General features: G+C 68.1%; 22 protein-coding genes and 1 pseudogene. 8 read left to right on the top strand and 15 right to left on the bottom strand.

Annotation, left to right across the window (positions count from 1 at the left end; genetic code table 11):
* From moaD to uvrB, 8 genes and pseudogenes are all read right to left on the bottom strand, one after another.
* A complete protein-coding gene (moaD, locus tag ACV4UZ_RS11615; RefSeq protein ID WP_491600982.1) occupies positions 1–252 on the bottom strand; it encodes a molybdopterin converting factor subunit 1 in 252 nt (83 codons plus the stop codon).
* Positions 249–1516 (bottom strand): annotated as a pseudogene (locus ACV4UZ_RS11610) (molybdopterin molybdotransferase MoeA). The gene moaD and the pseudogene ACV4UZ_RS11610 overlap by 4 nt, the downstream one beginning before the upstream one ends.
* The gene (gene mobB, locus ACV4UZ_RS11605; protein ID WP_491600981.1) at positions 1513–2007 is read right to left on the bottom strand and encodes a molybdopterin-guanine dinucleotide biosynthesis protein B; all 495 of its coding nucleotides are present in this window, start codon (positions 2005–2007) and stop codon (positions 1513–1515) included. The pseudogene ACV4UZ_RS11610 and the gene mobB overlap by 4 nt, the downstream one beginning before the upstream one ends.
* Positions 2004–2564: a CDP-diacylglycerol--glycerol-3-phosphate 3-phosphatidyltransferase gene (gene pgsA / locus ACV4UZ_RS11600; protein WP_491600980.1), complete on the bottom strand. Its 561-nt coding sequence runs from the start codon at positions 2562–2564 to the stop codon at positions 2004–2006. The genes mobB and pgsA overlap by 4 nt, the downstream gene beginning before the upstream one ends.
* 12 nt (positions 2565–2576) lie before the next feature.
* Positions 2577–4451 (bottom strand): excinuclease ABC subunit UvrC, encoded by a 1875-nt coding sequence (uvrC, locus tag ACV4UZ_RS11595; protein WP_491600979.1) that lies wholly within the window; start codon positions 4449–4451, stop codon positions 2577–2579.
* A 416-nt stretch (positions 4452–4867) separates the two neighbouring features.
* Positions 4868–5647, bottom strand: coding sequence for an SDR family oxidoreductase (locus ACV4UZ_RS11590; protein WP_491600978.1), 780 nt, complete (start codon positions 5645–5647; stop codon positions 4868–4870).
* A complete protein-coding gene (locus tag ACV4UZ_RS11585; protein WP_491600977.1) occupies positions 5647–6561 on the bottom strand; it encodes a serine/threonine-protein kinase in 915 nt (304 codons plus the stop codon). Before ACV4UZ_RS11585 ends, ACV4UZ_RS11590 begins: the two co-directional genes overlap by 1 nt.
* A 116-nt stretch (positions 6562–6677) precedes the next feature.
* The gene (gene uvrB, locus ACV4UZ_RS11580; protein WP_491600976.1) at positions 6678–8789 is read right to left on the bottom strand and encodes an excinuclease ABC subunit UvrB; all 2112 of its coding nucleotides are present in this window, start codon (positions 8787–8789) and stop codon (positions 6678–6680) included.
* Positions 8790–8872: 83 nt separating this feature from the next.
* On the opposite strand from uvrB, the gene ACV4UZ_RS11575 reads away from it, so the two are divergent.
* Positions 8873–9118, top strand: coding sequence for a type II toxin-antitoxin system ParD family antitoxin (locus ACV4UZ_RS11575; RefSeq protein WP_491600975.1), 246 nt, complete (start codon positions 8873–8875; stop codon positions 9116–9118).
* On the top strand, positions 9115–9420 hold the full coding sequence (locus tag ACV4UZ_RS11570) for a type II toxin-antitoxin system RelE/ParE family toxin (protein ID WP_491600974.1): 306 nt from the start codon (positions 9115–9117) through the stop codon (positions 9418–9420). The genes ACV4UZ_RS11575 and ACV4UZ_RS11570 overlap by 4 nt, the downstream gene beginning before the upstream one ends.
* Here ACV4UZ_RS11570 and ACV4UZ_RS11565 read toward each other — a convergent pair.
* On the bottom strand, positions 9408–10097 hold the full coding sequence (locus ACV4UZ_RS11565; protein ID WP_491600973.1) for an RluA family pseudouridine synthase: 690 nt from the start codon (positions 10095–10097) through the stop codon (positions 9408–9410). The two genes, ACV4UZ_RS11570 and ACV4UZ_RS11565, sit on opposite strands and share 13 nt — an antisense overlap.
* Before the next feature lie 203 nt (positions 10098–10300).
* Between ACV4UZ_RS11565 and ACV4UZ_RS11560 the strand changes: the two genes are divergently transcribed.
* From ACV4UZ_RS11560 to ACV4UZ_RS11545, 4 genes are read left to right on the top strand one after another with little or no spacing between them, the layout of a single operon-like run.
* Positions 10301–11032 carry a cytidylyltransferase domain-containing protein gene (locus ACV4UZ_RS11560; RefSeq protein ID WP_491600972.1) on the top strand — a complete coding sequence of 244 codons (732 nt, stop codon included), beginning with the start codon at positions 10301–10303 and terminating at the stop codon, positions 11030–11032.
* The gene (locus ACV4UZ_RS11555; protein WP_491600971.1) at positions 11010–12002 is read left to right on the top strand and encodes a Gfo/Idh/MocA family protein; all 993 of its coding nucleotides are present in this window, start codon (positions 11010–11012) and stop codon (positions 12000–12002) included. Before ACV4UZ_RS11560 ends, ACV4UZ_RS11555 begins: the two co-directional genes overlap by 23 nt.
* The gene (locus ACV4UZ_RS11550) at positions 11999–13318 is read left to right on the top strand and encodes a DegT/DnrJ/EryC1/StrS family aminotransferase (protein ID WP_491600970.1); all 1320 of its coding nucleotides are present in this window, start codon (positions 11999–12001) and stop codon (positions 13316–13318) included. Before ACV4UZ_RS11555 ends, ACV4UZ_RS11550 begins: the two co-directional genes overlap by 4 nt.
* Complete coding sequence (locus tag ACV4UZ_RS11545; protein ID WP_491600969.1) at positions 13318–14277, top strand: GNAT family N-acetyltransferase; 960 nt, start codon at positions 13318–13320, stop codon at positions 14275–14277. The genes ACV4UZ_RS11550 and ACV4UZ_RS11545 overlap by 1 nt, the downstream gene beginning before the upstream one ends.
* 208 nt (positions 14278–14485) lie before the next feature.
* On the opposite strand, the gene ACV4UZ_RS11540 is transcribed toward ACV4UZ_RS11545, so the two are convergent.
* Complete coding sequence (locus ACV4UZ_RS11540) at positions 14486–15496, bottom strand: IS30 family transposase (RefSeq protein WP_491599453.1); 1011 nt, start codon at positions 15494–15496, stop codon at positions 14486–14488.
* Between the two features lie 178 nt (positions 15497–15674).
* The gene (locus tag ACV4UZ_RS11535; protein ID WP_491600968.1) at positions 15675–17471 is read right to left on the bottom strand and encodes an O-linked N-acetylglucosamine transferase, SPINDLY family protein; all 1797 of its coding nucleotides are present in this window, start codon (positions 17469–17471) and stop codon (positions 15675–15677) included.
* Between the two features lie 187 nt (positions 17472–17658).
* Between ACV4UZ_RS11535 and ACV4UZ_RS11530 the strand changes: the two genes are divergently transcribed.
* The gene (locus ACV4UZ_RS11530; protein ID WP_491600967.1) at positions 17659–18003 is read left to right on the top strand and encodes a flagellar biosynthesis regulator FlaF; all 345 of its coding nucleotides are present in this window, start codon (positions 17659–17661) and stop codon (positions 18001–18003) included.
* Positions 18000–19001 (top strand): threonine-phosphate decarboxylase CobD, encoded by a 1002-nt coding sequence (gene cobD / locus ACV4UZ_RS11525; RefSeq protein WP_491601049.1) that lies wholly within the window; start codon positions 18000–18002, stop codon positions 18999–19001. The genes ACV4UZ_RS11530 and cobD overlap by 4 nt, the downstream gene beginning before the upstream one ends.
* 140 nt (positions 19002–19141) lie before the next feature.
* On the opposite strand, the gene ACV4UZ_RS11520 is transcribed toward cobD, so the two are convergent.
* The 4 genes from ACV4UZ_RS11520 to ACV4UZ_RS11505 all read right to left on the bottom strand — a co-directional run bounded on the left by ACV4UZ_RS11520 (position 19142) and on the right by ACV4UZ_RS11505 (position 22531).
* Positions 19142–19552, bottom strand: coding sequence for a hypothetical protein (locus ACV4UZ_RS11520; protein ID WP_491600966.1), 411 nt, complete (start codon positions 19550–19552; stop codon positions 19142–19144).
* A gap of 164 nt (positions 19553–19716) precedes the next feature.
* Positions 19717–20097, bottom strand: a complete 381-nt coding sequence (locus tag ACV4UZ_RS11515) for a hypothetical protein (protein ID WP_491600965.1) — start codon at positions 20095–20097, stop codon at positions 19717–19719.
* Positions 20098–20153: 56 nt separating this feature from the next.
* Positions 20154–21815, bottom strand: a complete 1662-nt coding sequence (locus ACV4UZ_RS11510; RefSeq protein WP_491600964.1) for an AMP-binding protein — start codon at positions 21813–21815, stop codon at positions 20154–20156.
* Positions 21809–22531, bottom strand: a complete 723-nt coding sequence (locus ACV4UZ_RS11505) for a DUF3800 domain-containing protein (protein ID WP_491600963.1) — start codon at positions 22529–22531, stop codon at positions 21809–21811. The genes ACV4UZ_RS11510 and ACV4UZ_RS11505 overlap by 7 nt, the downstream gene beginning before the upstream one ends.
* Positions 22532–22610 lie beyond the last annotated feature (79 nt).

Here is a 22610-nt window from a genome sequence, read left to right as displayed (position 1 = left end):
TCAGCCTCCGGTGACCGGCGGGAAGAACGCCACCTCGTCGCCGGTCTTCACCGGGGTGTCGAGATTGCCGTAATCCTGGTTCACGGCGACGCGCACCACGCCCATGGACTCGAAGGCGGCGGCGTGGCCGGGCGAGCGGGCCTTCAGGAACTCCACCAGCTGCCCGACGGTCGCCACGCCGTCCGGCGGGGCGACATCTTCTTCGCCGATGCCGGTCTTGGCCTTGAGCCAGGCGAAATACAGCACCTTCATCGCATCATGTCCGCGTAAGAGAGGAATTCCACCATCTCGCCCGGGGCGATGTCGCCCCGATCCTCGGGGATATCCACCAGTCCGTCCGACCAGGTCATGGAGGTCAGCACGCCCGAGCCGTCCGAGGGGAACTTGGCCGCCACCAGCCGCCCGTCCATGTGGGCCAGGCGGGCGCGCAGGTATTCGCGCCGCCCCGGCTTGTGCCGGAAGGCGAAGCCGGCTTCCACCGGATAGCGGGGCAGGGCGGTATGGGTGCCCCCCATCAGGCGCAGCACCATGGGCCGGGCGATGGCCATGAAGGTGACCATCACCGCCACCGGATTGCCGGGCAGTCCGACGAAGGGGGTTCCCGCCACCTCTCCCAGCGCCACCGGGCGGCCGGGCTTGATGGCCAGTCGCCAGAAATCCAGCGAGCCCAGTTCCAGCACGGCGGGCTTCACATGGTCCTCGTCGCCCACCGACACGCCGCCGGAGGTGAGGATCAGGTCATGGGAGCGGGCGGCTTCGGCCAGGGCGTCGCGGATGGTCTCGAACCGGTCGGGCAGGATGCCCAGATCGGTGACCTCGGCCCCCAGGGCGCGCAGCAGGCCCGAGGCGGTGAAGCGGTTGGTATCATAGATGCAGCCCGGCGGCAGGTCGCTGCCGGGATCGCGAATCTCGTCGCCGGTGGAGAACACCGCGGCCCGCAGGGGCCGGTAGACGCGCAGCGACGAGCGCCCGGTGGCGGCGGCCACCCCCAGTTCCTGCGGCCGAAGGCGGGTGCCGGCATGCAGCACCACCGCGCCCTTGGAAATGTCCTCGCCGGCGGACCGGGCGTTGTCGCCCTCGGCCAGCCGGATGGGCAGCACCACGGACTCGCCCTGGTCCTTGCAGTCCTCCTGCCCCGCCGCGTGAGCCACGCGGCAATCCTCCTGCATGGCGACGGTGTCGGCGCCCTGGGGCATGGGCGCGCCGGTGAAGATGCGCACCGCTCCCCCCTAGGCAGCGGTCCGTCCAGGGGATGGCCGGCGGCGACCCGCCCCACCACCGGCAGGGTCCCGTCGGCGGGCAGATCGGCGCGGCGAAAGGCCCAGCCGTCCACCGCCGAATTGTCGTGGGGCGGCACGTTGACCGCCGAGACCAGATCCTCGGCCAGGATGCGGCCCAGGCCGTGATGCAGGCCCAGCTCCTCGGTCCCGACGGCGGGCTGCAGGCGGGCTTCCAGCCGGGCCAGGGCGTCGGCCACGGTCATCATGTCCCCGCCGGCGGCGAAACGGCCGGTCACAGCCCCACCCTCGCGCGGATCATGGCGCCGATGGCGCCGGTGTCGTCGATATTCAGCTGAGGCAGCGGGCAACCCGCCACCTCCCGGTCGCTGACCAGGGCGCACATGCGGTCGTCCTCGGGCCAGAAAGGCGGCTTGCCGCCCTCTTCCCGCCAGACCTCCAGGCGCGGATGGGGCCATTGGCGAAAGCCTTCCACCAGCACCAGATCCACCGGACTCATGCGGGCCAGCAGCTGGTCCATGGAATAGTCCGGCTCGTCGCGGTACTCATGCATCAGCGCCCAGCGGCGGGCCGAGGCGATCATCACCTCGCTGGCCCCGGCCTCCCGATGCTCGTACGAATCCTTGCCCTTCCTGTCCACGTCGAACGCCTCGTGCGCCTGCTTGACGGTGGAGATGGTGATGCCCTCGGCCCGGAACCAGGGAACCAGGCGGATGATCAGCGAGGTCTTGCCCATGCCGGAACGCCCCGCGATGCCGAACACCTTCATTCCGCCGTTTCCCCCATGTGGCGCATCCCCGAGCGCAGGTAATCCCACCCGGTGAGGATGGTCAGGATGGCGGCGACCCACAGGCCGACCTCGCCCAGCTGGCGGGTGGGCATGAAGGCGGCGGCGTCGCCCACCAGCAGCACCGGAATGGCGGTCATCTGGATGCCGGTCTTCCACTTGGCAAGGCGCGACACCGGCATGCTGACCCGCACCTCGGCCAGGAACTCGCGCAGGCCCGACACCAGGATCTCGCGCAGCACGATGATCAGGGCGGGCAGGAACGACACGGTGCTGAGGCGGCCGAAGGCGGCCAGCATGAACAGCACCGAAGCGACCAGCAGCTTGTCGGCGATGGGATCGAGGAAACGGCCGAACTTGGACACCTGGTTCCACGACCGCGCCAGATAGCCGTCGAACCAGTCGGTGACGGCGGCGGCCACGAACAGGGCGCAGCCGGCCCAGCGGGCGGCGTCGCCCTCCACATAGAACAGGCCGACCACCAGCGGAATCACGACGATCCGCGACAGGGTCAGCAGGTTGGGCAGGCTGGTCAGCATGGCGGGCGAATACTAACCCTCGGGATGGAAGTAGTCATGAATCTTTTTGGCCATGGCGTGGCTGATTCCCTCGACGCTTTCCAGGTCGGGCAGCCCGGCCTCGGCCACGGCGCGGGCCGAGCCGAAATGGTGCAGCAGCGCCTTCTTGCGCTTCGGTCCGACACCGGGCAGGGCATCCAGCGTCGACTGCACCAGCCCCTTGGAGCGCCTGGCCCGATGGGTGCCGATGGCGAACCGGTGGGCCTCGTCGCGCAGGCGCTGCAGGAAGTAGAGCACCGGATGGCGCGGCTCCAGGCTGATGGGCTCCTTGCCCGGCAGGAAGAAGCGCTCGCGCCCGGCATTGCGGTCGGGCCCCTTGGCGATGCCCACCAGCATGACGTCGTCGATGCCCAACTCCTCCAGCACCCCCAGCGCCGCGTTGAGCTGGCCCCTTCCCCCGTCGATCAGGGCCAGATCGGGCCACAGCCCCCGGTCGCGGTCGGGGTCTTCCTTCTGGGCGCGGGCGAAGCGCCTTGTCAGCACTTCGCGCATCATGGCGAAATCGTCGCCGGGGGTGAGATCGGCGGAGCGGATGTTGAACTTGCGATAGGCCGACTTCATCAGCCCGTCGGGACCGGCGACGATCATGCCGCCCACCGCGTCCGAGCCCTGGATGTGGGAATTGTCGTAGACCTCGATGCGCTCGGGCGGCGCCTCCAGCCCGAAAACCTCGGCCACGCCCTCCAGAAGCTTGCGCTGGGCCCCGCTTTCCGCCATGCGCCGCCCCAGGGCGTCGCGGGCGTTGTCATAGGCATGTTCCACCAGCCGCCTGCGGTCGCCGCGCTTCGGGGTGGACAGGACCACCTTGCGCCCCGCCTTCTCGGACAGGGCCTGGGCGACGATGGCCGCCTCGGCGGGTTCCTGGGACAGCAGAATCTCCCTGGGCGGCACCTTGTCGGCATAGAACTGGCCCAGGAAGGCGGCCATGATTCCGGGCGCCTCCTCCCCCTGGGCGTGGACGGGGAAATAGGCGCGGTTGCCGTAATTGCAGCCCGAGCGGAAGAAGAACACCTGAATGCACACCCCGTCGCCGGCCTGATGCAGAGCCACCACATCGGCTTCCTCCACGTCGGCGGGGTTGATGTCCTGATGCGCCTGGATGCGGGCCAGCGCCCGGATGCGGTCGCGGAACACCGCCGCCGTCTCGTATTCCATGGCTTCGGCCGCCGCCTCCATGCGGGCGGTGAGATCCTGCTGGATGCGTCTGGACTGCCCCGACAGGAAGGCCCGGGCCTCCTCCACCAGGGCCAGGTAATCGGCGCGGGAAATGCGCTCGACGCAGGGCGCGCTGCAGCGCTTGATCTGGAACAGCAGGCAGGGTCGGGTGCGCGACGCGAACACCGAATCCGAGCACGAGCGCAAAAGGAAGGCGCGCTGCAGCGCCGCCAGGGTCTGGTTGACCGCCCCGGCCGAGGCGAAGGGGCCGAAATACTCGCCCTTGCGGTTCCTGGCTCCGCGATGCTTCAGAACCTGCGGCCAGTCGTGGTCGCCGGTGACCAGGATGTGGGGAAAGCTCTTGTCGTCCTTGAGCAGGATGTTGTAGCGCGGCCCCAGGGTCTTGATCAGATTGCTTTCCAGCAGCAGCGCCTCGACCTCGGTGCGCGTGGTCACCACCTCCATGGACGCCGTCTCGGCGATCATCCGCTGGATGCGCAACGGCATGCGCTCGGGCCTGGTATAGGCCACCACCCGCTTCTTCAGGCTCTTGGCCTTGCCCACGTAAAGGACGTCGCCCCTGCCGTTGAGCATGCGGTACACCCCGGGGGTTCCCGGCAGGGTGGCCACCACCTGGGCGATCACCGCCACGCCCGAGGCCAGGGGCGCGACAGGGCTGTCGGCTTCGGTCACGGCATCACGTCCATGGGTCGAGGGGTGGAAAGCCGCCGCCCCGGTTCACAGGGGAGGGACGATTTTCCTTGCATTGCGGGATATCCACGAAAACTGTGGATAAGTCTGTTGGCAAGTTCGTCAGGCACGGTCCGCCCCCTTGAGTCTCCTGGGGTGCGAGCACTTTGCCCAAATTGTAAGCACGGTGATGATTTTCATATTTTTCAATGGGTTACTCAAGTCAAGTGTAAACAATCAGCAAATATCGGCATTTTTGCCTGGACAGAGAGGGGCCTCCCTGGCAGCCCCGCCGGCACGTTAACGCCTGTGAACAACTTAACACTTCCCGTCATGGGGGCAGAGTCCCAGGCAACGCCTGGACCGTTGCGGAAGCGGTTCAAAAGACTCAGGCACCGCACCGCAGCAATTCGTCCGGACTATTCTTCCGGAGTATCCCCATTGGTTGCCCAACCCAGATGCTGCCCACCATCGAGGGCGATCATCTGGCCGGTGATGGAGGGGGTGGCCAGCAGGAAGCGCAGGGTCCGGCAGACCTCCTCCGGCGAGGTTCCCCGTTCCAGGGGCAGACCCGCCACCTGGGCGGCGAACTGGGCGTCGGTCTGCCGGGCGCTGGGCAGTGCCGGGCCGGGGCCGATGCCCACCACCCGGATGGCGGGCGCCAGGGCCAGGGCCAGGGTCCGGGTCGCCGCCCACAGGGCCGCCTTGGACAGGGTGTAACTGGTGAAATGGGGCGACAGGTTCCACACCCGCTGGTCCAGCAGGTTGACCACCAGCCCCTCGGCGCCTTGGGGCAGGCGCCGGGCGAAGTCCTGGGTCAGCACGAAGGGGGCCCGCAGGTTGACCTCCATGTGCAGGTCCCAGCTGGCCCGGTCCGCCCCCAGGGCGTCATCCTTCTCGAACACCGAGGCGTTGTTGACCAGGAGGCCCAGCGGCCCCAGCGCCGCCTCGGCCCGGCCCACCAGGGCCGCCGCCTGCTCCTCGCGTCCCAGGTCGGCGGCCAGGACCGCCGCCCGTCCGCCCAGGGCGGCGATCTCCGCCGCCACGCCGTCGGCATCCGCCGTGGAATGGTGGCAATGGACCGCCACGGCGAAGCCCTGGCGGGCGAGGTCGAGGGCGATGGCGCGGCCGATCCGCCGGCCGGCGCCGGTGACCAGGGCGACACGGGGAAGGCGGGGCGGCAGGTCGTGGCCGGCCATCAGGACTCGGCGGCGACGGCCGTAGCGACGCGCTGCTTGGCCCCCACAACCCGGACCACCGGCTTGGCGACGGTGGCCTTGGACGGCGGCGGGACACGGTCGAGCCCGGCCAGCACCTCGCCGGCATGCAGCGGGCGGCGGGCGGGATCGGAATCGGTGCAGGCGGCGACCAGACTGATCAGCTCGGGCGGGAAGCCGCTTCCAAGCACGGCCGGGCCGGCGGCGAGATCGGGCAGGCCGCCCACCAGCAGGCGATAGGCCAGCACGCCCAGGGAATAGACGTCGGCGCGGGGACCGACGGCGGTGGCGTTCTCCCGCTGCTCGGGCGCGGTGTAGGCCATGTCGCCCATCCAGAAATCGGGCAGCGGCAGGTTCTTTTCCGCCAGCTTGATCAGGGCGAAATCGCACAGCTTCACCGCCCCGTTCTGGGTGGCGGTCAGCAGGATGTTGGACGGCTTCAGGGCCCGGTGCACCAGGCCGCGCTTGTGCAGCGCCAGCACCGCCGAGGTCAGCTGCTTCATCACCAGCATGGCCCGCTGGCCGCTCATGCGCCGTGGCCGGTCCCGCTCGGCCGCGGCGGCCGCGTCCTCCGCCGTGGCGAATTCCTTGCCGATCTCATAGGGCAGATGGGCCGCCATGTAGGGCATGACGAAATAGGGTCGCCCGTCGGCCAGATGCTCCAGGGTCTTGACGCCCACGATATAGGGGTGGTCGAAGGAGGCCAGGGTGCGGGCCTCGGTCAGGAAGCGGGTCAGTTGCTGGGCGGGGCTGAGAAGCCCGGTGTCGCCCGGCTTGGGATCGAACAGCTTGACCGCGACGGGGACCTGCAGGTCCGGGTCGTGGCACAGCAGAATCCGCGCGGCGCCGGTGGTGACCACCGCCGTATGAATGACGTATTTTCCGATCCGCTCCATGAGCTTCGCTAGGCTCCTTCCCTGCCGGCGCAATGGCCGGCCCCATCCTTCGCATTACTCTAACAGAGTAGAATGCCTTCGTCCCCCTGGTCGATTGGGTGGCGGGCCGGACGAGATCAGCGCCGCCGCCCCCTTCCTTTCGGCTTGCCGGAAGGCTTCGGCCGGCTTTTGCCGCCCAGATCGACCTCGATTCCCAGATCCAGGGCCTCGAGCCGGCGCAACTCATCCCGAAGGCGCGCCGCCTCCTCGAATTCCAGGTCGGCGGCGGCGGCCTTCATGCGTTTTTCCAGATCGGCCTTCACGGCGGCGAGGTTGTGCCCGACCCCGTGCTTGATGCCGGCATCGCCGGTGCCGACCGTGACGTAATCGGCCTCGTAGACGCTGTCCATCACGTCGGACACCGCCTTCCTGATGCCTTCCGGGGTGATGCCGTGAAGGGCGTTGTAGGCCTGCTGCTTCTCGCGCCGCCGGTTGGTCTCGGCCAGGGCGTAGTTCAGGCTCTCGGTCATCTTGTCGGCATAGAGGATGACGCGGCCGTCGATGTTGCGCGCCGCCCGGCCGATGGTCTGGACCAGCGAGGTCTTGGAGCGCAGGAAACCTTCCTTGTCGGCGTCGAGGATGGCCACCAGGGCGCATTCGGGGATATCCAGCCCCTCGCGCAGCAGGTTGATGCCCACCAGCACGTCGAAGGCCCCCAGGCGCAGGTCGCGGATGATCTCGATGCGCTCCAGCGTGTCGATGTCGGAATGCAGGTAGCGCACCCGGACGCCGTTATCGTGCATGTACTCGGTCAGGTCCTCGGCCATGCGCTTGGTCAGGGTGGTGACCAGGGTGCGGTTGCCCAGGCGCGCCATCTGCCGCACCTCGGCCAGCAGGTCGTCCACCTGGTGCTCGACGGGGCGCACGACGCAGACCGGGTCGATCAGGCCGGTGGGGCGGATCACCTGTTCGGTGAACACGCCCCCGGTCCGCTCCATCTCCCACGGGCCGGGCGTGGCCGAGACGTAGACGGTCTGGGGCCGCATCAGCTCCCATTCCTCGAACTTCAAGGGCCGGTTGTCGACGCAGGACGGCAGGCGGAAGCCGAATTCGGCCAGCACGCTCTTGCGGTTGAAGTCACCCCGGAACATGCCGCCGATCTGCGGCACGGTGACGTGGCTTTCGTCGACGATCAGCAGCGCGTCTTCCGGCAGGTACTCGAACAAAGTGGGCGGCGGGTCGCCGGGCCGGCGCCCGGTGAGGTAGCGGGAATAGTTCTCGATGGACTTGCAGTGGCCGGTGGTCTCCAGCATCTCCAGGTCGAAATTGGTGCGCTGTTCCAGTCTTTGCGCCTCCAGCAGCTTGCCCTCGGCGTGGAAGCGCTCCAGCGTCTCCTTCAACTCCGCCTTGATGCCCTTGATGGCCTGGGTGACGGTGGGCCGGGGTGTGACGTAGTGGCTGGACGGGTAGACGGTGACCTCGGACAGCGAGCAGGTCTTCTCGCCGGTCAGCGGGTCGAACTCGTTGATGGCCTCGATCTCGTCGCCGAACAGCGACAGCCGCCAGGCGCGGTCCTCGTAGTGGACGGGGAAGATCTCCACCGCGTCGCCCCTGACCCGGAAGGTGCCGCGCTCGAAGGCGGCGTCGTTCCTGGTGTATTGCAGTTCCACCAGCCGTTTCAGAAGGTCGGAGCGGTCGATGCTTTCCCCCACCTTCAAGGCCACCGTCATGCGGGCGTAGGATTCCACCGAGCCGATGCCGTAGATGCACGACACCGACGCCACCAGGATGACGTCGCGCCGCTCGAGCAGGGACCGCGTCGCCGCGTGGCGCATGCGGTCGATCTGCTCGTTCACCATCGAGTCCTTCTCGATATAGGTGTCGGTGCGCGGGATGTAGGCTTCGGGCTGGTAGTAGTCGTAATAGGAGACGAAATACTCCACCGCGTTGTCGGGGAAGAATCCCTTCATCTCGGCATAGAGCTGGGCGGCCAGGGTCTTGTTGGGGGCCAGCACCAGGGCCGGCCTCTTGGTCTTGGCGATGACGTGGGCCATGGTGAAGGTCTTGCCCGAGCCGGTGACCCCCAGCAGCACCTGATCGCGCTCGCCCCCCTCCACCCCCGCCGACAGCTCGGCGATGGCCTGGGGCTGGTCGCCGGCGGGCTGGTAGTCGGACACCAGCTTGAACTCCGCCTCGCCCTGGGGCAGCGGCGGGCGTTCCATGAAGTCGAAGGGCAGCGGACGGGTCATGACGGTACTATAGGGAGAGGCGTCTCCCGGTCCAAGGGCGTGTCTTGAAGATTCCATCCGGATATGACAGTGTAATATTCATCATGCGCAGCAGCAAACCCATCACCGTGACCCTGGGGCCGCAGCAGGCGGCTCTCGAGGCACGGCTGGCATCCGGAGCCTACGGCTCGGCCAGCGAGGTCATGCGCGCCGCCCTCCGGGCGCTGGACCGCGAAGAGGCGGCGCTGGATGAAATTCTCCGCCGCAAGGTGGAGGCCGCCCTGGCCGACGACCGGCCCAGCGTCCCCGCCGAGGACGTCTTCGCCAGGGTGCGCGGGCAAGCCCGGTGACGCGCCGCCTCGTCTTTCGCCCGGCAGCGGAGACCGACCTGTCATCGCTCTTCCACTTTATCGCCGAGGCGTCCGGTTCCGCCCGAGCCGGGGCCTATCTCGACCGCATCGAACACGCCTGCCTTGATCTGCTGACCTTCCCCGAGCGCGGCACCCGCCGCGACGACATCGTCCCGGGCCTGCGCACCATCGGCTTCGAGCGCCGCGTCACCATCGCCTTCCGGGTCCTCGAGGATACGGTCGAGATCGTCGCCATCGCCTATGCCGGGCGCAATTTCGAAAGCGACCTTCAGGGGGATTGATACCACCCGCACGCCCGCAACGCCTCTCTCATATGAGCGGGCGGCGGGGCGGTGACACGGATGGGCTCCTTGCTGGGCGAAAGCGCCGGAAACGACACTTCCCGGGCCAACAGGTGCAGCCTCGTCGTCGTCTCCGGATCGGGGCCGTAATAGGCATCGCCCAGCAGCGGGCAGCCCAGGTGCTGGGCGTGGATGCGGATCTGGTGGGTGCGTCCGGTGCGGGGCCGCCATTCGATCCAGCTCAAACCGTCGCCCCGGCCCAATACCGACCAGTCGGTAATAGAAGGCTGACCCGCCGGGTCCACCTTGATACGCCAGCCCTGGCCGCGCGCCGACACCTTGAGCAAGGGCGCGTCCACCGTGCCGCTGTCGGCCTGGGGCGAATTATGACTGACCGACCAGTATACTTTCTCCACCCGCCGCTGCTCGAACATCTTGCCCAGGCGCTTGATGGCCTTGGCGTGGCGCCCGAGAATCAGGCAGCCCGAGGTGTCGCGGTCCAGGCGGTGAGCGAGCTTGGGCGTCTCGGCCCAGCCGAACCGCAGCGTGTCCAGATACAGTTCCAGGTGGTCGGGCGAATTGGGGCCGGCATGCACCGCCAGCCCGGCGGGCTTGTCCAGGACGATGACGTCCTGGTCCTTGTAGAGCACGCGGGAAAGGATTTCGTCGGGAGTCATGAAAAGCGCTCTCGGTGTCATCCCGACGACCATCGGGAGGAGGGATCTCGTCCTGGCATGACGTTTCAGGCCTTGAACCGCCATGCCAAGCGGAGATTCCTCGCTGCCGCTCGGAATGACAATGGAATTCCTGGCTTAAGCCGATCTTAACGGCGCGGCCCTACCCTTTTCGCCACCGCCACGAAACGAGTCCAAGTCCGCCCATGAAGATCATCGCCACCATCGAGGCGCGCATGACCTCGTCGCGCCTGCCGGGCAAGGTCCTGCTGCCCGCCCAGGGAAAGCCCATGCTGGCCCGCATGGTGGAGCGCCTGAAGATGGTGCCCTCGCTGGACGGCATCGTGGTCGCCACGACGGTCAACGCCACCGACGACCCCATCGAGGCCCTGGCCGACGAACTGGGCATCGGCTGCTGGCGGGGGTCCGAGGACGACGTCTTAAAGCGCGTGCTGGACGCCGCCCACGCCTTCGAGGCCGAAATCATCGTCGAGCTCACCGGCGACTGCCCGCTGATCGATCCCATTATCGTCGAGCAATGCGTCCAGGCCTACAAGGCGGCGGGAGTGGACTACCTCTCCAACATCCTGGAGCGCACCTACCCCATCGGCATGGACACCCAGGTGTTCGCCACCCGCATCCTCGACGACGTGGCGCGGCGCACCGATGACCCCACCGACCACGAGCATGTCAGCCTCTACATCTACCGCCATCCCGAGCTGTACTCGCTGAGGAACGTGCCGGCCCCCGCCGGGCTGCATGATCCCGAACTGCGCCTGACCCTGGACACGCCCCAGGATTACGAGCTGATCGACACGGTGTTCGCGGCGCTGCTGCCCAAGGGGCCGGACTTCACCCTGGCCGACATCCTGGCGCTGCTGAAGGCCCATCCCGAATTGCGCAAGATCAACGACCATGTCGCGCATCGCTGGGTCTGAGCGTATCCGCGCCCTGATCGTCGGCTGCGGCGCCATCGCCGGCGGCTATGACGAGGCCGACCCCGCATCCACCCGGGTCCTGACCCACGCCAAGGCCTATCGCGACCATCCCGGCTTCGAGACGGTGGCCTGCGTCGAGCCCGATCCGGCGCGCCGCGCCGCCTTCATGGCGACCTGGGGCATTCCCGCCGGCTTCGCCAGTCTGGCCGAGGTGGACGTCGCCTACGACGTGGCCAGCGTCTGCGTCCCGACCCCTTTCCACGCCGGCACGCTGGAGGCGCTGCTGCCGGGTCCCGCCCGGCTGGTCTTCGCCGAGAAGCCGCTGACCGACGACCTGGCGCGCTCGCGGGCCATCGTCGCCGCCTATGGGGCGGCGGACAAGCCGCTGATGGTCAACTATTTCCGCCGCTGGGCGCCGGGGCTGGCCCGGCTACGGGACGAGATCGCCGATGGCCGGTGGGGGGTGTTCCAGAAAGGCAGCGCCTGGTACACCAAGGGCTTGCTCAACAACGCCAGCCATTTCCTCGACCTGCTGGCCTTCCTGATCGGGCCGCTTTCCCCCGTCGCCGCCTTGGGCAAGGTGGAGGACGGCCGCGACGACGACCCCACCCTGGACGTGGTGGTTTCCGCCCGCGACGGCGCCCCCATCCACCTGCTGGGCGCCGACATGCACGCCTTCTCGGTGTTCGAGGCCGACCTTCTGTTTTCCCACGGCAGGGTCAGCCTGACCGATTCGGCATTCCAGATCACGCGCCGTCCGGTGACCGACAGCGCGCGCTTTGCCGGCTACCGCGTCCTGGCCCCGGCCGAGCCCGAGGACAGCGGCCTGGGCCGCGCCATGCTGGGCGCCCTGGACAACATCGTCGGCCATCTGGCGGGCAATATGCCCCTGGCCAGCGACGGCCGTTCCGCTTTGGCGGCGCAGGCCCTGTGCGCCCACCTCTCCACTCTTTGGGAGTCCCGATCATGAGCACCCTGGCCCTGCTGGGCGGCGATCCCGTCCGCACCAAGCTGTTTCCCGCCTATTCGGTGATCGGGGAAGACGACCGCGCCGCCGTGGCCAAGGTGATGGAAAGCGGCATCCTGTCGCGCTTCCTCGGCACCTGGCACGACGACTTCTTCGGCGGCCCCGAGGTCAAGGCCTTCGAGCACGAATGGGCCACCGCCTTTTCCGCCGCCCACGCGGTCAGCGTCAACTCGGCGACCAGCGGGCTTTACGCCGCCGCCGGCGCGGCCGGCATCGGGCCGGGCGACGAGGTCATCGTCTCGCCCTACACCATGAGCGCCTCGGCCATCGCCGCCCTGGTGTTCAACGCCGTGCCGGTGTTCGCCGACATCGACCCCGACAGCTACTGCCTCTCCGCCAGGACCATCGCGGCCAGGATCACGCCCAGGACCAAGGCCATCATCGTCGTCCACATCTTCGGCAACGTGGCCGACATGGACCCCATCATGGAACTGGCCGGAAAGCACGGCATCACGGTGATCGAGGATTGCGCCCAGGCCCCCTTCGCCACCTATAAGGGCCGTCCGGTGGGCACGCTGGGCCACATGGGGGTGTTCAGCCTCAATTACCACAAGCACATCCACACCGGCGAAGGCGGCGTGGTCACCACCAACGATTCCCGGCTGGCCGAGAAGCTGCAGCTGATCCGCAACCACGCCGAGGCGGTGGTGGAGAAGAAGGGCGTCACCGACCTGATCAACATGATCGGCTACAATTTCCGCCTGGGCGAGATCGAGGCGGCCATCGGGCGCCGCCAGCTGCTCAAAGGCCCCGATCTGGTCAGGCGCCGCCAGGCCAATGTCAGGTACCTGGAGGACCGCATCCGGGGCATCCCCTTCCTCACCTGCCCCAAGGTCCAGGACGGCGTCGAGCACGTCACCTACCTGCATGCCCTGTCCTATGATGCCGAGGCGGCCGACCTTTCCCGCGCCACCTTCGTGCGTGCCCTGAAGGCCGAGCTGGCCGCCACCGAGCTGCGGGAAGGCGAAGGCGTGCTGGTGGGCGAAGGTTATGTCCGCCCGCTCTATCTCCAGCCCCTCTACCAGAAGCAGGTGGCCTATGGCGAGGTGGGCTGCCCCTTCAAGTGCCCCCACTATACCGGCGCGCCCGATTACGGCCTGGGCTCCTGCCCCAACGTGGAGGATGCCCATTTCAACCGGGTGATCACCCACGAGCTGATCCGCCCGCCGGCCAGCCGCGCCGACCTGGACGACGTGGCCGACGCCTTCTGCAAGGTGGCCGAGAACATGGCCGGCCTGCGCGAGCTGGAGCGCAAATAATGTCCAAATACCGGGTGGAGGCCATCGATCCCGCGGCGGAAGGCGAGGGCTTTCCGCAATGGGACGCCCACCCGCTGCGCGGACGCTTCGCCGCCCGCCTCTATCCCACCGTGACGCCGTCCCACCGGGACATCTCGTTCCAGGTGGTCGGCCCGGCCGGCCCGGTGATCCGCGTCCGCGCCACCCAAGGCCCCGATCAGGTGTCGTTCCGGGGCCTGCCGGCGGTGCTGGCCCGAAAGGCCGACGCCGAGCCCCGGCACATCAAGGACGGCCTGAACACCGCCCTCGACCATCTGCTGGAGTCCGCCAGAGCCGGCGGGCTATCCCGCGTGGTGATCGGCGGACCGGCGGAGGAAACCTGCAACCCGCTGGCCGCCCTGCTGGTGGACCGGGGGGCGGAAGGGACTGTCCAGGCCTCGGCCATGATCGACCTCTCCCGCACCGCCGAAGCCTTGCGGGCCGACATCAGGGACAGCTACCGCTCGCTGACCAATTGGGGCAGCCGCAACCTGACCTTGTCCTACGCCAATGCCTCCAACCCCGACCGCTCCCTGTTCGACCTGTTCCCCGATTTCCACGCCCGCATCGCCGGGGGAAAGCGGCGGGGCGAGGATTACTGGCAGGTCTATTGGACCGAGATCACGGAGGGACGGGGGGAACTGTCCCTGGGCCATCTGGAGGACGGGACGCTGGCCGCCGGTTCCATCGTGGTGTGGGCGGGCGGCACCGCCTATTACGCCTCGGGCGTCTACGACCGCGACAAATTCGACAAGCCGCTGGGCCACTGGCCCTTGTGGAACACCATCCTGCGCGCCAGGGAGGCGGGCCTCGCCCGTTTCGACCTGGGGGAGATTCCGGCCAGGGGCCAGGCCGACGACAAGGAACTCTCCATCGCCTTCTTCAAGCGCGGCTTCACCTCGGGCCGCAGCCTGCGGGTGAAGTGGGTTCTTCCCGTCTAAAGCGACGAGCGTCAAATATGAAACGCGCTGTCATGCTGAGCGCAGCGAAGCATCTTTCAGCCCGAGGCGGTTGCCGCAGGTGCCTGAAAGACCCTTCGCCGAGGCTCAGGGTGACAATCTGTCTCTGATTTGACGCTCGATGCTTTAGCAGGCTGCGGAAATACTCGTCCCAAGACGTCGTCACCCCCGCGAAGGCGGGGGGATGGACTCACATTTCAAGTGCAACACCGAGATCGATGGCTTTTCCGAGGAAAGCCTCAAGCGGAGTTCGATATCCGAGGCACTTTCGCGGGGTGAGGTTGTAGTCCATGGCCAGGTCGTCCAGATCGGCCTGGGAAACTGCCGCGAGATCTGTTTTTCGCGGCAGTCCCCGCCGCATTCGCCCGATGGCGTTCTCGACGCCGCCCTTCTGCCAGGGGCTATGGGGATCGCAGAAATAGGTTTTCATGCGAAGCCTTGTCTTCAGGCGGCGATGGGCCGCGAATTCAGAGCCGTTATCGAAGGTGATGGTGCGGCGCTGCTCGGCAGGAAATCGCCGCAGCATGGCGGTCAGGCTGTCGGCGATTGGCTCGGCGGCTTTGCTGAGGTGATGCCGGAGCAGAAGCAGGCGCGAGCTACGTTCGTGCGCCACCAGGACGGCTTGGCGATAGCGGGAGAACAGCATCAGATCGGCTTCCCAGTGGCCGGTCTGGCGCCGGTCGGCGACCTCGGCGGGACGCTCGGCTACCGGCACTCGCTGGGGAATGAAATGCACCGAGCTGCCGCCCTTGCGGCCACGCCAGCCACGCTGAAACTTGGCGCGCGGCAGCAGCCGGTGCAGATAGTCCTTGTGGCTGTTCACGCGCCAGTAGATGTAGCGGTAAATTGACTCGTGGCTGATCACCGGCCTACCTTGCTCAAGCTCGAGCCGCCCGGCGATCTGCTCCGGGGACCATCCCATCGCAAGGCCGTCCAAGGTCAGTTTCCTGAGCGCGCTCGAGCGCTCCAGTTTGTAAAGCTTGCGCCGCCGCCGGGCGCGGGCCTGGATCATCGCCCAATCCACCTTGTAGCCGACTTGGGCGCCACTGTTGCGCTCCAGCTCTCGGCTGATTGTTGACGCCGCCCGGCCCAAGGCCCGGGCAATGGCTCGCCGAGATTTACCGTCTGCATGCAGACGGTAAATCTCGCACCGCTCATCCAGACTGAGCTGATTGTATCGTTGTCCCATCGCAGCACCCATTATAGCGGGTGTTGCACTTCGATCGTGAGCTTAGGGACCGAAGGGAACGCGGAGCGGACAATCCATGCATCAGCAAACTATATCTTGTTTTGATGTCGCCAAATTGCGTCAACATGGACCCCCGCCTTCGCGGGGGTGACGAATAAATAGAGTGGTGGGCGAGTTTTTCCGCAGCCTGTTAGACGTCGAAGCCCTGGGGCTTTTCACCCTTTTCCCAGCGTTCCCACATGGTGTCGAAGGCCTTCTCCAGCGGGCCGATGAAAGCCTTGCCGTCGAACAGCGGCGAGGTCTGGGTCGCCGCCCACAGGCGCTGGCGCAATTCGGCCAGCAGCACCCGCTCCTTGGCCAGATGCTGGGCCAAAGCGTGGTAGGCGCCTTGCGAATTGGTGATCATCTCGTCGAAGCCCAGGGCGGTGAGCAGCGAACCCGCCACCCGCGAGGCGAAGGTGCTTCCCGCCCAGGCCACCAGCGGCACGCCGGCCCACAGGGCGTCGCTGGACGTGGTGTGGCCGCCGCACGGCCAGGTGTCGAGGAACAGGTCGGCGGCCGACAGGCGGAGCAGGTGTTCGGCCTGGGGCAGACGGGGCGCGAAGATCAGGCGTGCCGGGTCGATGCCGACCGCCTGGGCCATGTTGCGCAGGCTGGCGGTGGCCGCCGGGTGGAACTCCACGAACCACAGCACCGCGTCGGGCTGGGCCTGCAGCACGCTGATCCACACCGCGAAGGCCTCGGCGTTGATCTTGAAGCTGTTGTTGAACACGGCGATGACGAAGGCGTCTTCCGGCAGCCCCCATTTGGCCTTGGGCTCGCGCACCAGGGCGCGGGGACGGCGCGAATCGTTGGGCTGGTAGCACAGCGGCAGACGCACCACCTGCTCGGCGTAATCGCCCTCGGCCCCGGGCGGAATGACGAAGGAATCGGCGATGATGTAATCCATGCAGGTCCCGCCGAAGGTGCCGGGATAGCCCAGCCACGCCACCTGGAGCGGCGCCGGCCGGGCGGCCAGGATCCCGGTGCGGGCGCGGCCCGTATGGCCCTTGAGGTCCACCAGGATGTCGATGCCGTCCTTGGCGATGCGCCGGGCGCCCTCGGCCTCGGACAGCGCCCCCAGTTCCACCCAGTGGTCGCAGGCGTCCTTCAGCCGGGCGCGCACCATTCCCGTGTCCTCGGGACCGTAGGAATAGGCGAAGATCTCGAAGCGGGACCGGTCATGGCTTTCCAGCGCCTCGGCCAGCAGATAGGCGGTGGCGTGGTCGTGGAAGTCCTCGGACAGATAGCCCAGGCGGAGCCGCTGGCGCCGCGCCCGGGGCTCGTGCGCCATGGGAGCGACGCGGTTCTCGATGAACGAGGCGGCCTCGTCGGCATGGCGGCGCTGCTCGGCCGGGCTGAAATCGTGGATCAGCAGGGTGAAGGGCGGCGCCGGCAGGCTCTTGCCGCTGCGCCAGGATGGCAGGGCGGCGATGGCCTCCTTGACCACCGGCAGGTTGTCCCAGTCGCACAGCACCGCCAGTTCCAGGCCGAGATAGCCCAGCGCGCCGCCATCGGCGCCGCCGGTCAGGCGCACCACGGTGCTGTAGGCCAGGGCCGCCTGCTCGTGATCGTCCATCTGCGCCGCCAGGCTGGCCATGTTGCGCCAGCCGTCGGCGTAGGATTCATCCAGGTCCACGGCGCGGCGGTAGCACTCCATGGCGTCCCGGGGCTTGCCGGCATTGACCAGGACGGTGCCGAGATTGCCGTGATAGGCCACCGCCTTGGGGCTGGCCGCGATGGCGGCGCGGATCAGGCGCTCGGCCTCGTCGAACCTGCCCTGCTGCATGGCCACCAGCCCGGACAGGTGCAAACCGTCGGGGTGCAGCGGGCTGAGCTTCAGCAGCTCCTTGTAGAGGCGCCCGGCCTTGTCCAGGTCGCCGGAAAGGTGGAGCTTCACCGCATCCTGCAGGAGCTGGTCCGCCGTCTTGTGCTTTCCGCCGCTCAACTGCCGCTCCATCCTCGATAGATCATTCGTCGAGGATAGGGGGCGGACGGCGGGGCGTCAACGCGCCGTCCCCCTTTTAAGGGTTTCTCAACATACGAATTGGCAAGATTCCATCGCCTGACGTATGATTCGGGCAAGCGTCGGGACGGCGATGGGCCGCGCCCGCGCGAAGTTCGGGGGAAAGCGTATGTCTCAGCCTATTCAGCTCGAATCGCTCAAGATCGGCGAACAGGATGCCTTCGGCCTGGTGGAAGCGGCCATCACGCTCGACCAGTCGCGCGGCGACAAGGCCCGTCTGGCGGCGGCGCTGGAACAGAACCTGCAGCTGTGGGTGGCCATCCGTACCCTGGTCTCCGACGCCAGCAGCGGCCTGCCCGACCCGGTCAAGGCCAACCTGAAGCGCCTGTCCGACTTCGTCGCCGACACCACCCTGAAGAAAGGGGTCGAGATCAGCGACAACACCATCACCACCCTGGTCAACGTCAACCTGCAGATTTCCGAGGGGCTGCTGGAAAGCGCCAACCGAGCCTGACCCGTCTTCCCCTCCATGGCGGCGACGTCGCCGCCGCCCAGGCCCGGTGGGGCCGGCCCGCCGAAGGATGGCTGGACCTCTCCACCGGCATCAATCCCTGGCCCTGGCCCTGGCCCCATCCCCTGCCCGAACCGTCGCCGGAAAGCTGGCGGCGGCTGCCCGATTCCGGGGCGATGCGGTCCCTGCTCGACGCCGCCGCCCGCCGCTGGGCGATCCCCGGAAGCGCCCGGGTGGTGGCGGGAACCGGCAGCCAGGCCCTGATCCAGGCCCTTCCCCGCATCACCAGCCCCACCCGCGTGGCCATTCTCGCCCCCACCTATGGCGAGCACGCCCGCGCCTGGGCCGCCGCCGGCCACACGATTCACGAGGTCGCCGGGCTGGACGAGGTCGGCGAGGCCCGCGTGGTGGTCGCGGTCAATCCCAACAATCCCGACGGCCGCGTCATCGCCCCCGAACGCCTGCTCGATCTCGCCGGACGGCTGGCGGAGCAAGGCGGGGTGCTGGTGGTGGACGAGGCCTTCGCCGATGAACGCCCCGACCTGTCCCTGACCGCCAAGGCCGGTCCCGGGCTGGTGGTCCTGCGCTCGTTCGGAAAATTCTTCGGCCTGGCGGGGCTGCGCCTCGGCTTCGCGGTGGCGGCCGAGGAACTGGCGGCCCGCCTCGCCCTTCATCTCGGCCCCTGGCCGGTTTCCGGCCCGGCGCTGGGCATCGGCGCCATCGCCCTGGCCGATCGGGACTGGACCGCCGCCACCATCATCCGGCTGCGAGAGGCCGCCCGGCGGCTGGATTCCATTCTGGAAGGGGGCGGGCTGGACGTGCTGGGCGGCACCTCCCTGTTCCGTCTGGCCCGCCACGACCGGGCCGCCGAAATCCACGAGCGGCTGGGACGGGCGGGGATCCTGGTCCGCGCCTTCGACTTCCGCGCCGATGCCCTGCGTTTCGGCCTGCCGGGCTCCACCGCCGAGGAGGCGCGGCTGGAACGGGTCCTGGCGGGCTGAGACCGGCCTGGGTTTGCCCCAAACACGCCAAAGCAGGCCCGACCTCGCGGCCGAACCTTCGACATAACGCTGAACACCGGGCCGGCCCAGGTCTCAGACCGGCCGTTCTCCCTGCCCTCGAGCGGCGGGACGACCGCCGCTCAGATCTTGACCGAACCGCCGGACGGAGCCGGGGCCGCGGGAGCGGACGGGGCGCTGGGAGCGGCGGCCACGGGGGCGGGCGGAGCCTTCACATCCTCGGCGGCCGGCGGCTTGGACGAGGATTGCGGCTGATCGATCGCCGTGGGGATGTTGCGCTTGTACTCTTCGACCACATGGCGCGAAGGATACTGCTCCACCTCCTTGCCCGTATCGCCGTCGCGGACCACCAGCAGAGCCAGACCGGTTCCGCTATCGACCTTGACCACCGGAGAGGTGTAACGGGGGGGTTCGGAGAGGGACGCGCTTTCCTTGGCCTCGACAGCGACGGGCTGCGCCGCGTGAGCCGCCGCATGGGGCGCCTCGGCGACCGGAGACCGAAGTGGGGCGTCGGATGCAATCGAGGTGGACATTCTGCCCTCCTATTATCATTGAACACTGACAACTGCCGACAGCGGAAGCAAAGAGACACTCCACCCGACAGCGCCTTCTGGCACAAGCCACAGATTACAAGCTTTCGCCTTTATGAAGCAATCAGATTCTTGACAAACGCCGTCGCCTCTGAATCGGCGGGCGGTCAGTGGGCCGGCCGGCCGTGATCGATGGCGCGGCGCGCCAGGCCGGGGGGCGGCGGAGACGGAAATTCCACCGCCAGCCGGACGCGGCGGTCCAGCAGGATGCGCACCGTGGCGCGGGCGAACATCCTGAGCCGCCCCAGCTTGTACTGGGCGGACAGGTTGGGCGCCTTGATGATGCCGAGGAAGAAGCGGGAAATCTCGCCCAGGGTCTGCTCGCGCAATTGCCGGTCGCAGTCGCGGCGCAGCAACTCGCCCACCATGTCCTGGGCCACTTCCAGGAGGACCAGCCCCTCGGCCTGGGCATCGATCAGCGCCGACATCCTGTCGAACAACTTTTGCTGCTCGTCGGTGAGATGGATATCGTCTGCCGCGCGTCCCATGCCACCCCCTTCATCGATGACGAATCATGACATTTCCAGCGAAGAAACGCCAGGGATCAGCGCGGCTTTCCCTGTCGTCCCGGCCAGCGCTCATCGGGTGACGGGGCGTCCAGGCGAAGAGGGCGGTCCAGCAGATCGCCGCGCCGCAGGCTGCCGTCCACGGACAGGGGCAACTCCGCGACGAAATCCAGGCGGGCCGGCCTCTCGGCCGCCGACCGCATCAGGCCGACCCAGCCCCGAAGCTCGCGGGCGAAGCCGGCATCGCCCGCCCGCCCCCGCGACACCACGAAAGCCTTCAGTTCGCCCGCCGGCCATTCCACCACCCCGGCCGACGCCACGTCGGGATGGGCGGCCAGGGCGGCCTCCACCTCGGCGGGCCGCACCATCTCGCCCTTGATCAGGACGACATCCTCGGCCGCCGTCGGCGGGTCGGGCCACAGGTAGTGGTCCAGGTCGCGGAAACCGCCCCGCCCGGTCAGCAGCCAGCCGTTGACGCGCCGGGCCGCGCCGGCGCCATCGCCCCAATAGCCGAGGAAGCTGCCCGGCGCGTTGGGCGACACCGCCAGGATGCCCCGGTCGCCGGCCCGCAAGGGGCGGCCACGTTCGTCCACCGCCTCCACCGACAGCCCCGGAGCGGCGCGGCCGGGCGACGGCGGGCGCAATTCCATCAACCCGGCCAGATTGGCGGCCACCGCTCCGCTTTCCAGCACGCCCCAGGCCTCGTTGGCATGGACGCCGAACACCTTGATCACCCGCTCGTGCAGGGCGTCGTCGATGGGTTCCGGCCCGGTGGCGATGGCGCGCGGCATGGCGTGTGGCCGGGTCGCCGCCGCCTCGGCCAGGGCGCCCAGATGGTGGGGCGGCACGTACAGGGCACGCACGCCGTGGCGCGCCATCAGGTCGAGCGCCACCGCCGGGTCGAAGGGGCCCGGGCGCGCCACCACCGGCACGCCGTGATGCAGCGCCGGCAGCACGGCGCGGAACAACGCCTCGGCCCCCATCCAGTCGGCGGAGGTCCAGACGACGTCGCCGAACTGGGGGAAGAAGGTGAGCGACATCTCCACCGCCGGCAGGCCGCCGGCCATGGCGCGGTGGGCGTGGATCACCCCGGCGAGGGTGCCGCACGCCCCCTCGGGATAGAAGATGAAGGCCGGATGGTCGGCGGGCGTCACCAGGGGCGTGAAGGAATCGGACGCACTCCCCATCACCGACCACAGATCCAGCGCCCCCGCTCCGCCATCGCCGGCCGCCAGCACCCGCTCCAGTTCGGGCAGGCGATGACGGGCGCGGTCCAGCGCCGGCACCGCCGCCGGATCGACCACCGCCACCCGCGCCCCGCTGTCGGCCAGCCGCCAGCCCAGGGGCCCGGCCCCCAGGGATAGCGGAACCGGCACCAGCACGGCGCCCATCCTGGTGACCGCCAGCAGGGTGACCAGCGCCTCCAGCCCGGCGGGCAGCACCATGGCCACCCGGTCGCCGGGCACCACCCCGAAGGAGGCCAGGGCGTTGGCCAGCCGGTTGGACAACAGGCGCAGCATGTGGAAGGTATGGCGTTCGACGCCACCGTCCGCCGCCTCGACGATCAGCGCCGTGCGGTGCCCGTCGGCGCCGCCCATGGTCTGGCGGTCGCAAACGTCGAAGGCCAGGTTGTAGCGCTCGGGAATCTTCCAGCGGAAGGTCCGGCAGGCTTCCTCGTAGGAACGGCAGGCGGTCAGCATGGATCGTTGACCATGCTGCCAGCCTGATCGACCACATGCAGGCCGTGGACGATGCCGCCCGAGGTGTCGAAGCGGGCCCGGATGACATCCAGGAATGTCGAATCGGAACGCTCGTAGTTCTGGAACAGCGAATAGGCGATCAGGTCGGCCAACTGCACCAGCCGGGAATTCCTGGAATCCAGGAAGACGGGAACCTCGGCCATGTTTCTCAGCACGCCCCAGCTATGGCCGTTCTTCTTGAAGCCGATGGCAAGGTTCTGGATGGACGCCTCGCGGGCACTTTTATCGAAAACAATCAGCCCCCGCTGGGCATCGCCGCCCTTGAACAGGCGCATGAGATACTGATCGAAGCGGCTGCTCAGTTGCTCGAAGGCGTAATCCACGGCATCCCGGGGGGAAATCGCCGCCTTGCGGACCACCACGCCGAAGGCCCGGTTGCCGCCATGGGACGAGGCCAGTACACCGAGGGCATCCTTCATGGCCTGAATCCGCTCGGCCTTGGGCACCGAACGCCAGAACCTCGCTCCGGTCAGCATGGGCGAACCGTGAAATTCGATGCTTCCCGGATCGGCGGGATTGAAGCGGGCGGCGATGGCATCCAGGCGCTCGGACAGCCAATGCCCCTGCCGCTCGAACACCGAAACTCCCGCGAGTACGAAGAACGTCTGGCCGGCATCGTTGGCGTTGCCGGAATCGTCGAGATACAGGAGGTGCATTCAGCCCCTCACGTAAAAAGGAAAGGTGGTCGGGTGAGAACCATGTCTCAACGATCCGCTCAGGGCAAACCTCCCGGCC

This window comes from Paramagnetospirillum sp., from assembly GCF_058402745.1.
Note: the sequence above shows the minus strand (reverse complement) of the source record. Positions and strands in the feature narration are given on the sequence as shown.

What these genes read in the sequence shown, in the direction of transcription:
- moaD (WP_491600982.1), bottom strand. Translation starts at nt 252, where the DNA reads ATGAAGGTGCTGTATTTCGCCTGGCTCAAGGCCAAGACCGGCATCGGC.
- mobB (WP_491600981.1), bottom strand. Translation starts at nt 2,007, where the DNA reads ATGAAGGTGTTCGGCATCGCGGGGCGTTCCGGCATGGGCAAGACCTCG.
- pgsA (WP_491600980.1), bottom strand. Translation starts at nt 2,564, where the DNA reads ATGCTGACCAGCCTGCCCAACCTGCTGACCCTGTCGCGGATCGTCGTG.
- ACV4UZ_RS11590 (WP_491600978.1), bottom strand. Translation starts at nt 5,647, where the DNA reads ATGGCCGGCCACGACCTGCCGCCCCGCCTTCCCCGTGTCGCCCTGGTC.
- ACV4UZ_RS11585 (WP_491600977.1), bottom strand. Translation starts at nt 6,561, where the DNA reads ATGGAGCGGATCGGAAAATACGTCATTCATACGGCGGTGGTCACCACC.
- uvrB (WP_491600976.1), bottom strand. Translation starts at nt 8,789, where the DNA reads ATGACCCGTCCGCTGCCCTTCGACTTCATGGAACGCCCGCCGCTGCCC.
- ACV4UZ_RS11575 (WP_491600975.1), top strand. Translation starts at nt 8,873, where the DNA reads ATGCGCAGCAGCAAACCCATCACCGTGACCCTGGGGCCGCAGCAGGCG.
- ACV4UZ_RS11565 (WP_491600973.1), bottom strand. Translation starts at nt 10,097, where the DNA reads ATGACTCCCGACGAAATCCTTTCCCGCGTGCTCTACAAGGACCAGGAC.
- ACV4UZ_RS11560 (WP_491600972.1), top strand. Translation starts at nt 10,301, where the DNA reads ATGAAGATCATCGCCACCATCGAGGCGCGCATGACCTCGTCGCGCCTG.
- ACV4UZ_RS11555 (WP_491600971.1), top strand. Translation starts at nt 11,010, where the DNA reads ATGTCGCGCATCGCTGGGTCTGAGCGTATCCGCGCCCTGATCGTCGGC.
- ACV4UZ_RS11550 (WP_491600970.1), top strand. Translation starts at nt 11,999, where the DNA reads ATGAGCACCCTGGCCCTGCTGGGCGGCGATCCCGTCCGCACCAAGCTG.
- ACV4UZ_RS11545 (WP_491600969.1), top strand. Translation starts at nt 13,318, where the DNA reads ATGTCCAAATACCGGGTGGAGGCCATCGATCCCGCGGCGGAAGGCGAG.
- ACV4UZ_RS11540 (WP_491599453.1), bottom strand. Translation starts at nt 15,496, where the DNA reads ATGGGTGCTGCGATGGGACAACGATACAATCAGCTCAGTCTGGATGAG.
- ACV4UZ_RS11530 (WP_491600967.1), top strand. Translation starts at nt 17,659, where the DNA reads ATGTCTCAGCCTATTCAGCTCGAATCGCTCAAGATCGGCGAACAGGAT.
- ACV4UZ_RS11520 (WP_491600966.1), bottom strand. Translation starts at nt 19,552, where the DNA reads ATGTCCACCTCGATTGCATCCGACGCCCCACTTCGGTCTCCGGTCGCC.
- ACV4UZ_RS11515 (WP_491600965.1), bottom strand. Translation starts at nt 20,097, where the DNA reads ATGGGACGCGCGGCAGACGATATCCATCTCACCGACGAGCAGCAAAAG.
- ACV4UZ_RS11510 (WP_491600964.1), bottom strand. Translation starts at nt 21,815, where the DNA reads ATGCTGACCGCCTGCCGTTCCTACGAGGAAGCCTGCCGGACCTTCCGC.
- ACV4UZ_RS11505 (WP_491600963.1), bottom strand. Translation starts at nt 22,531, where the DNA reads ATGCACCTCCTGTATCTCGACGATTCCGGCAACGCCAACGATGCCGGC.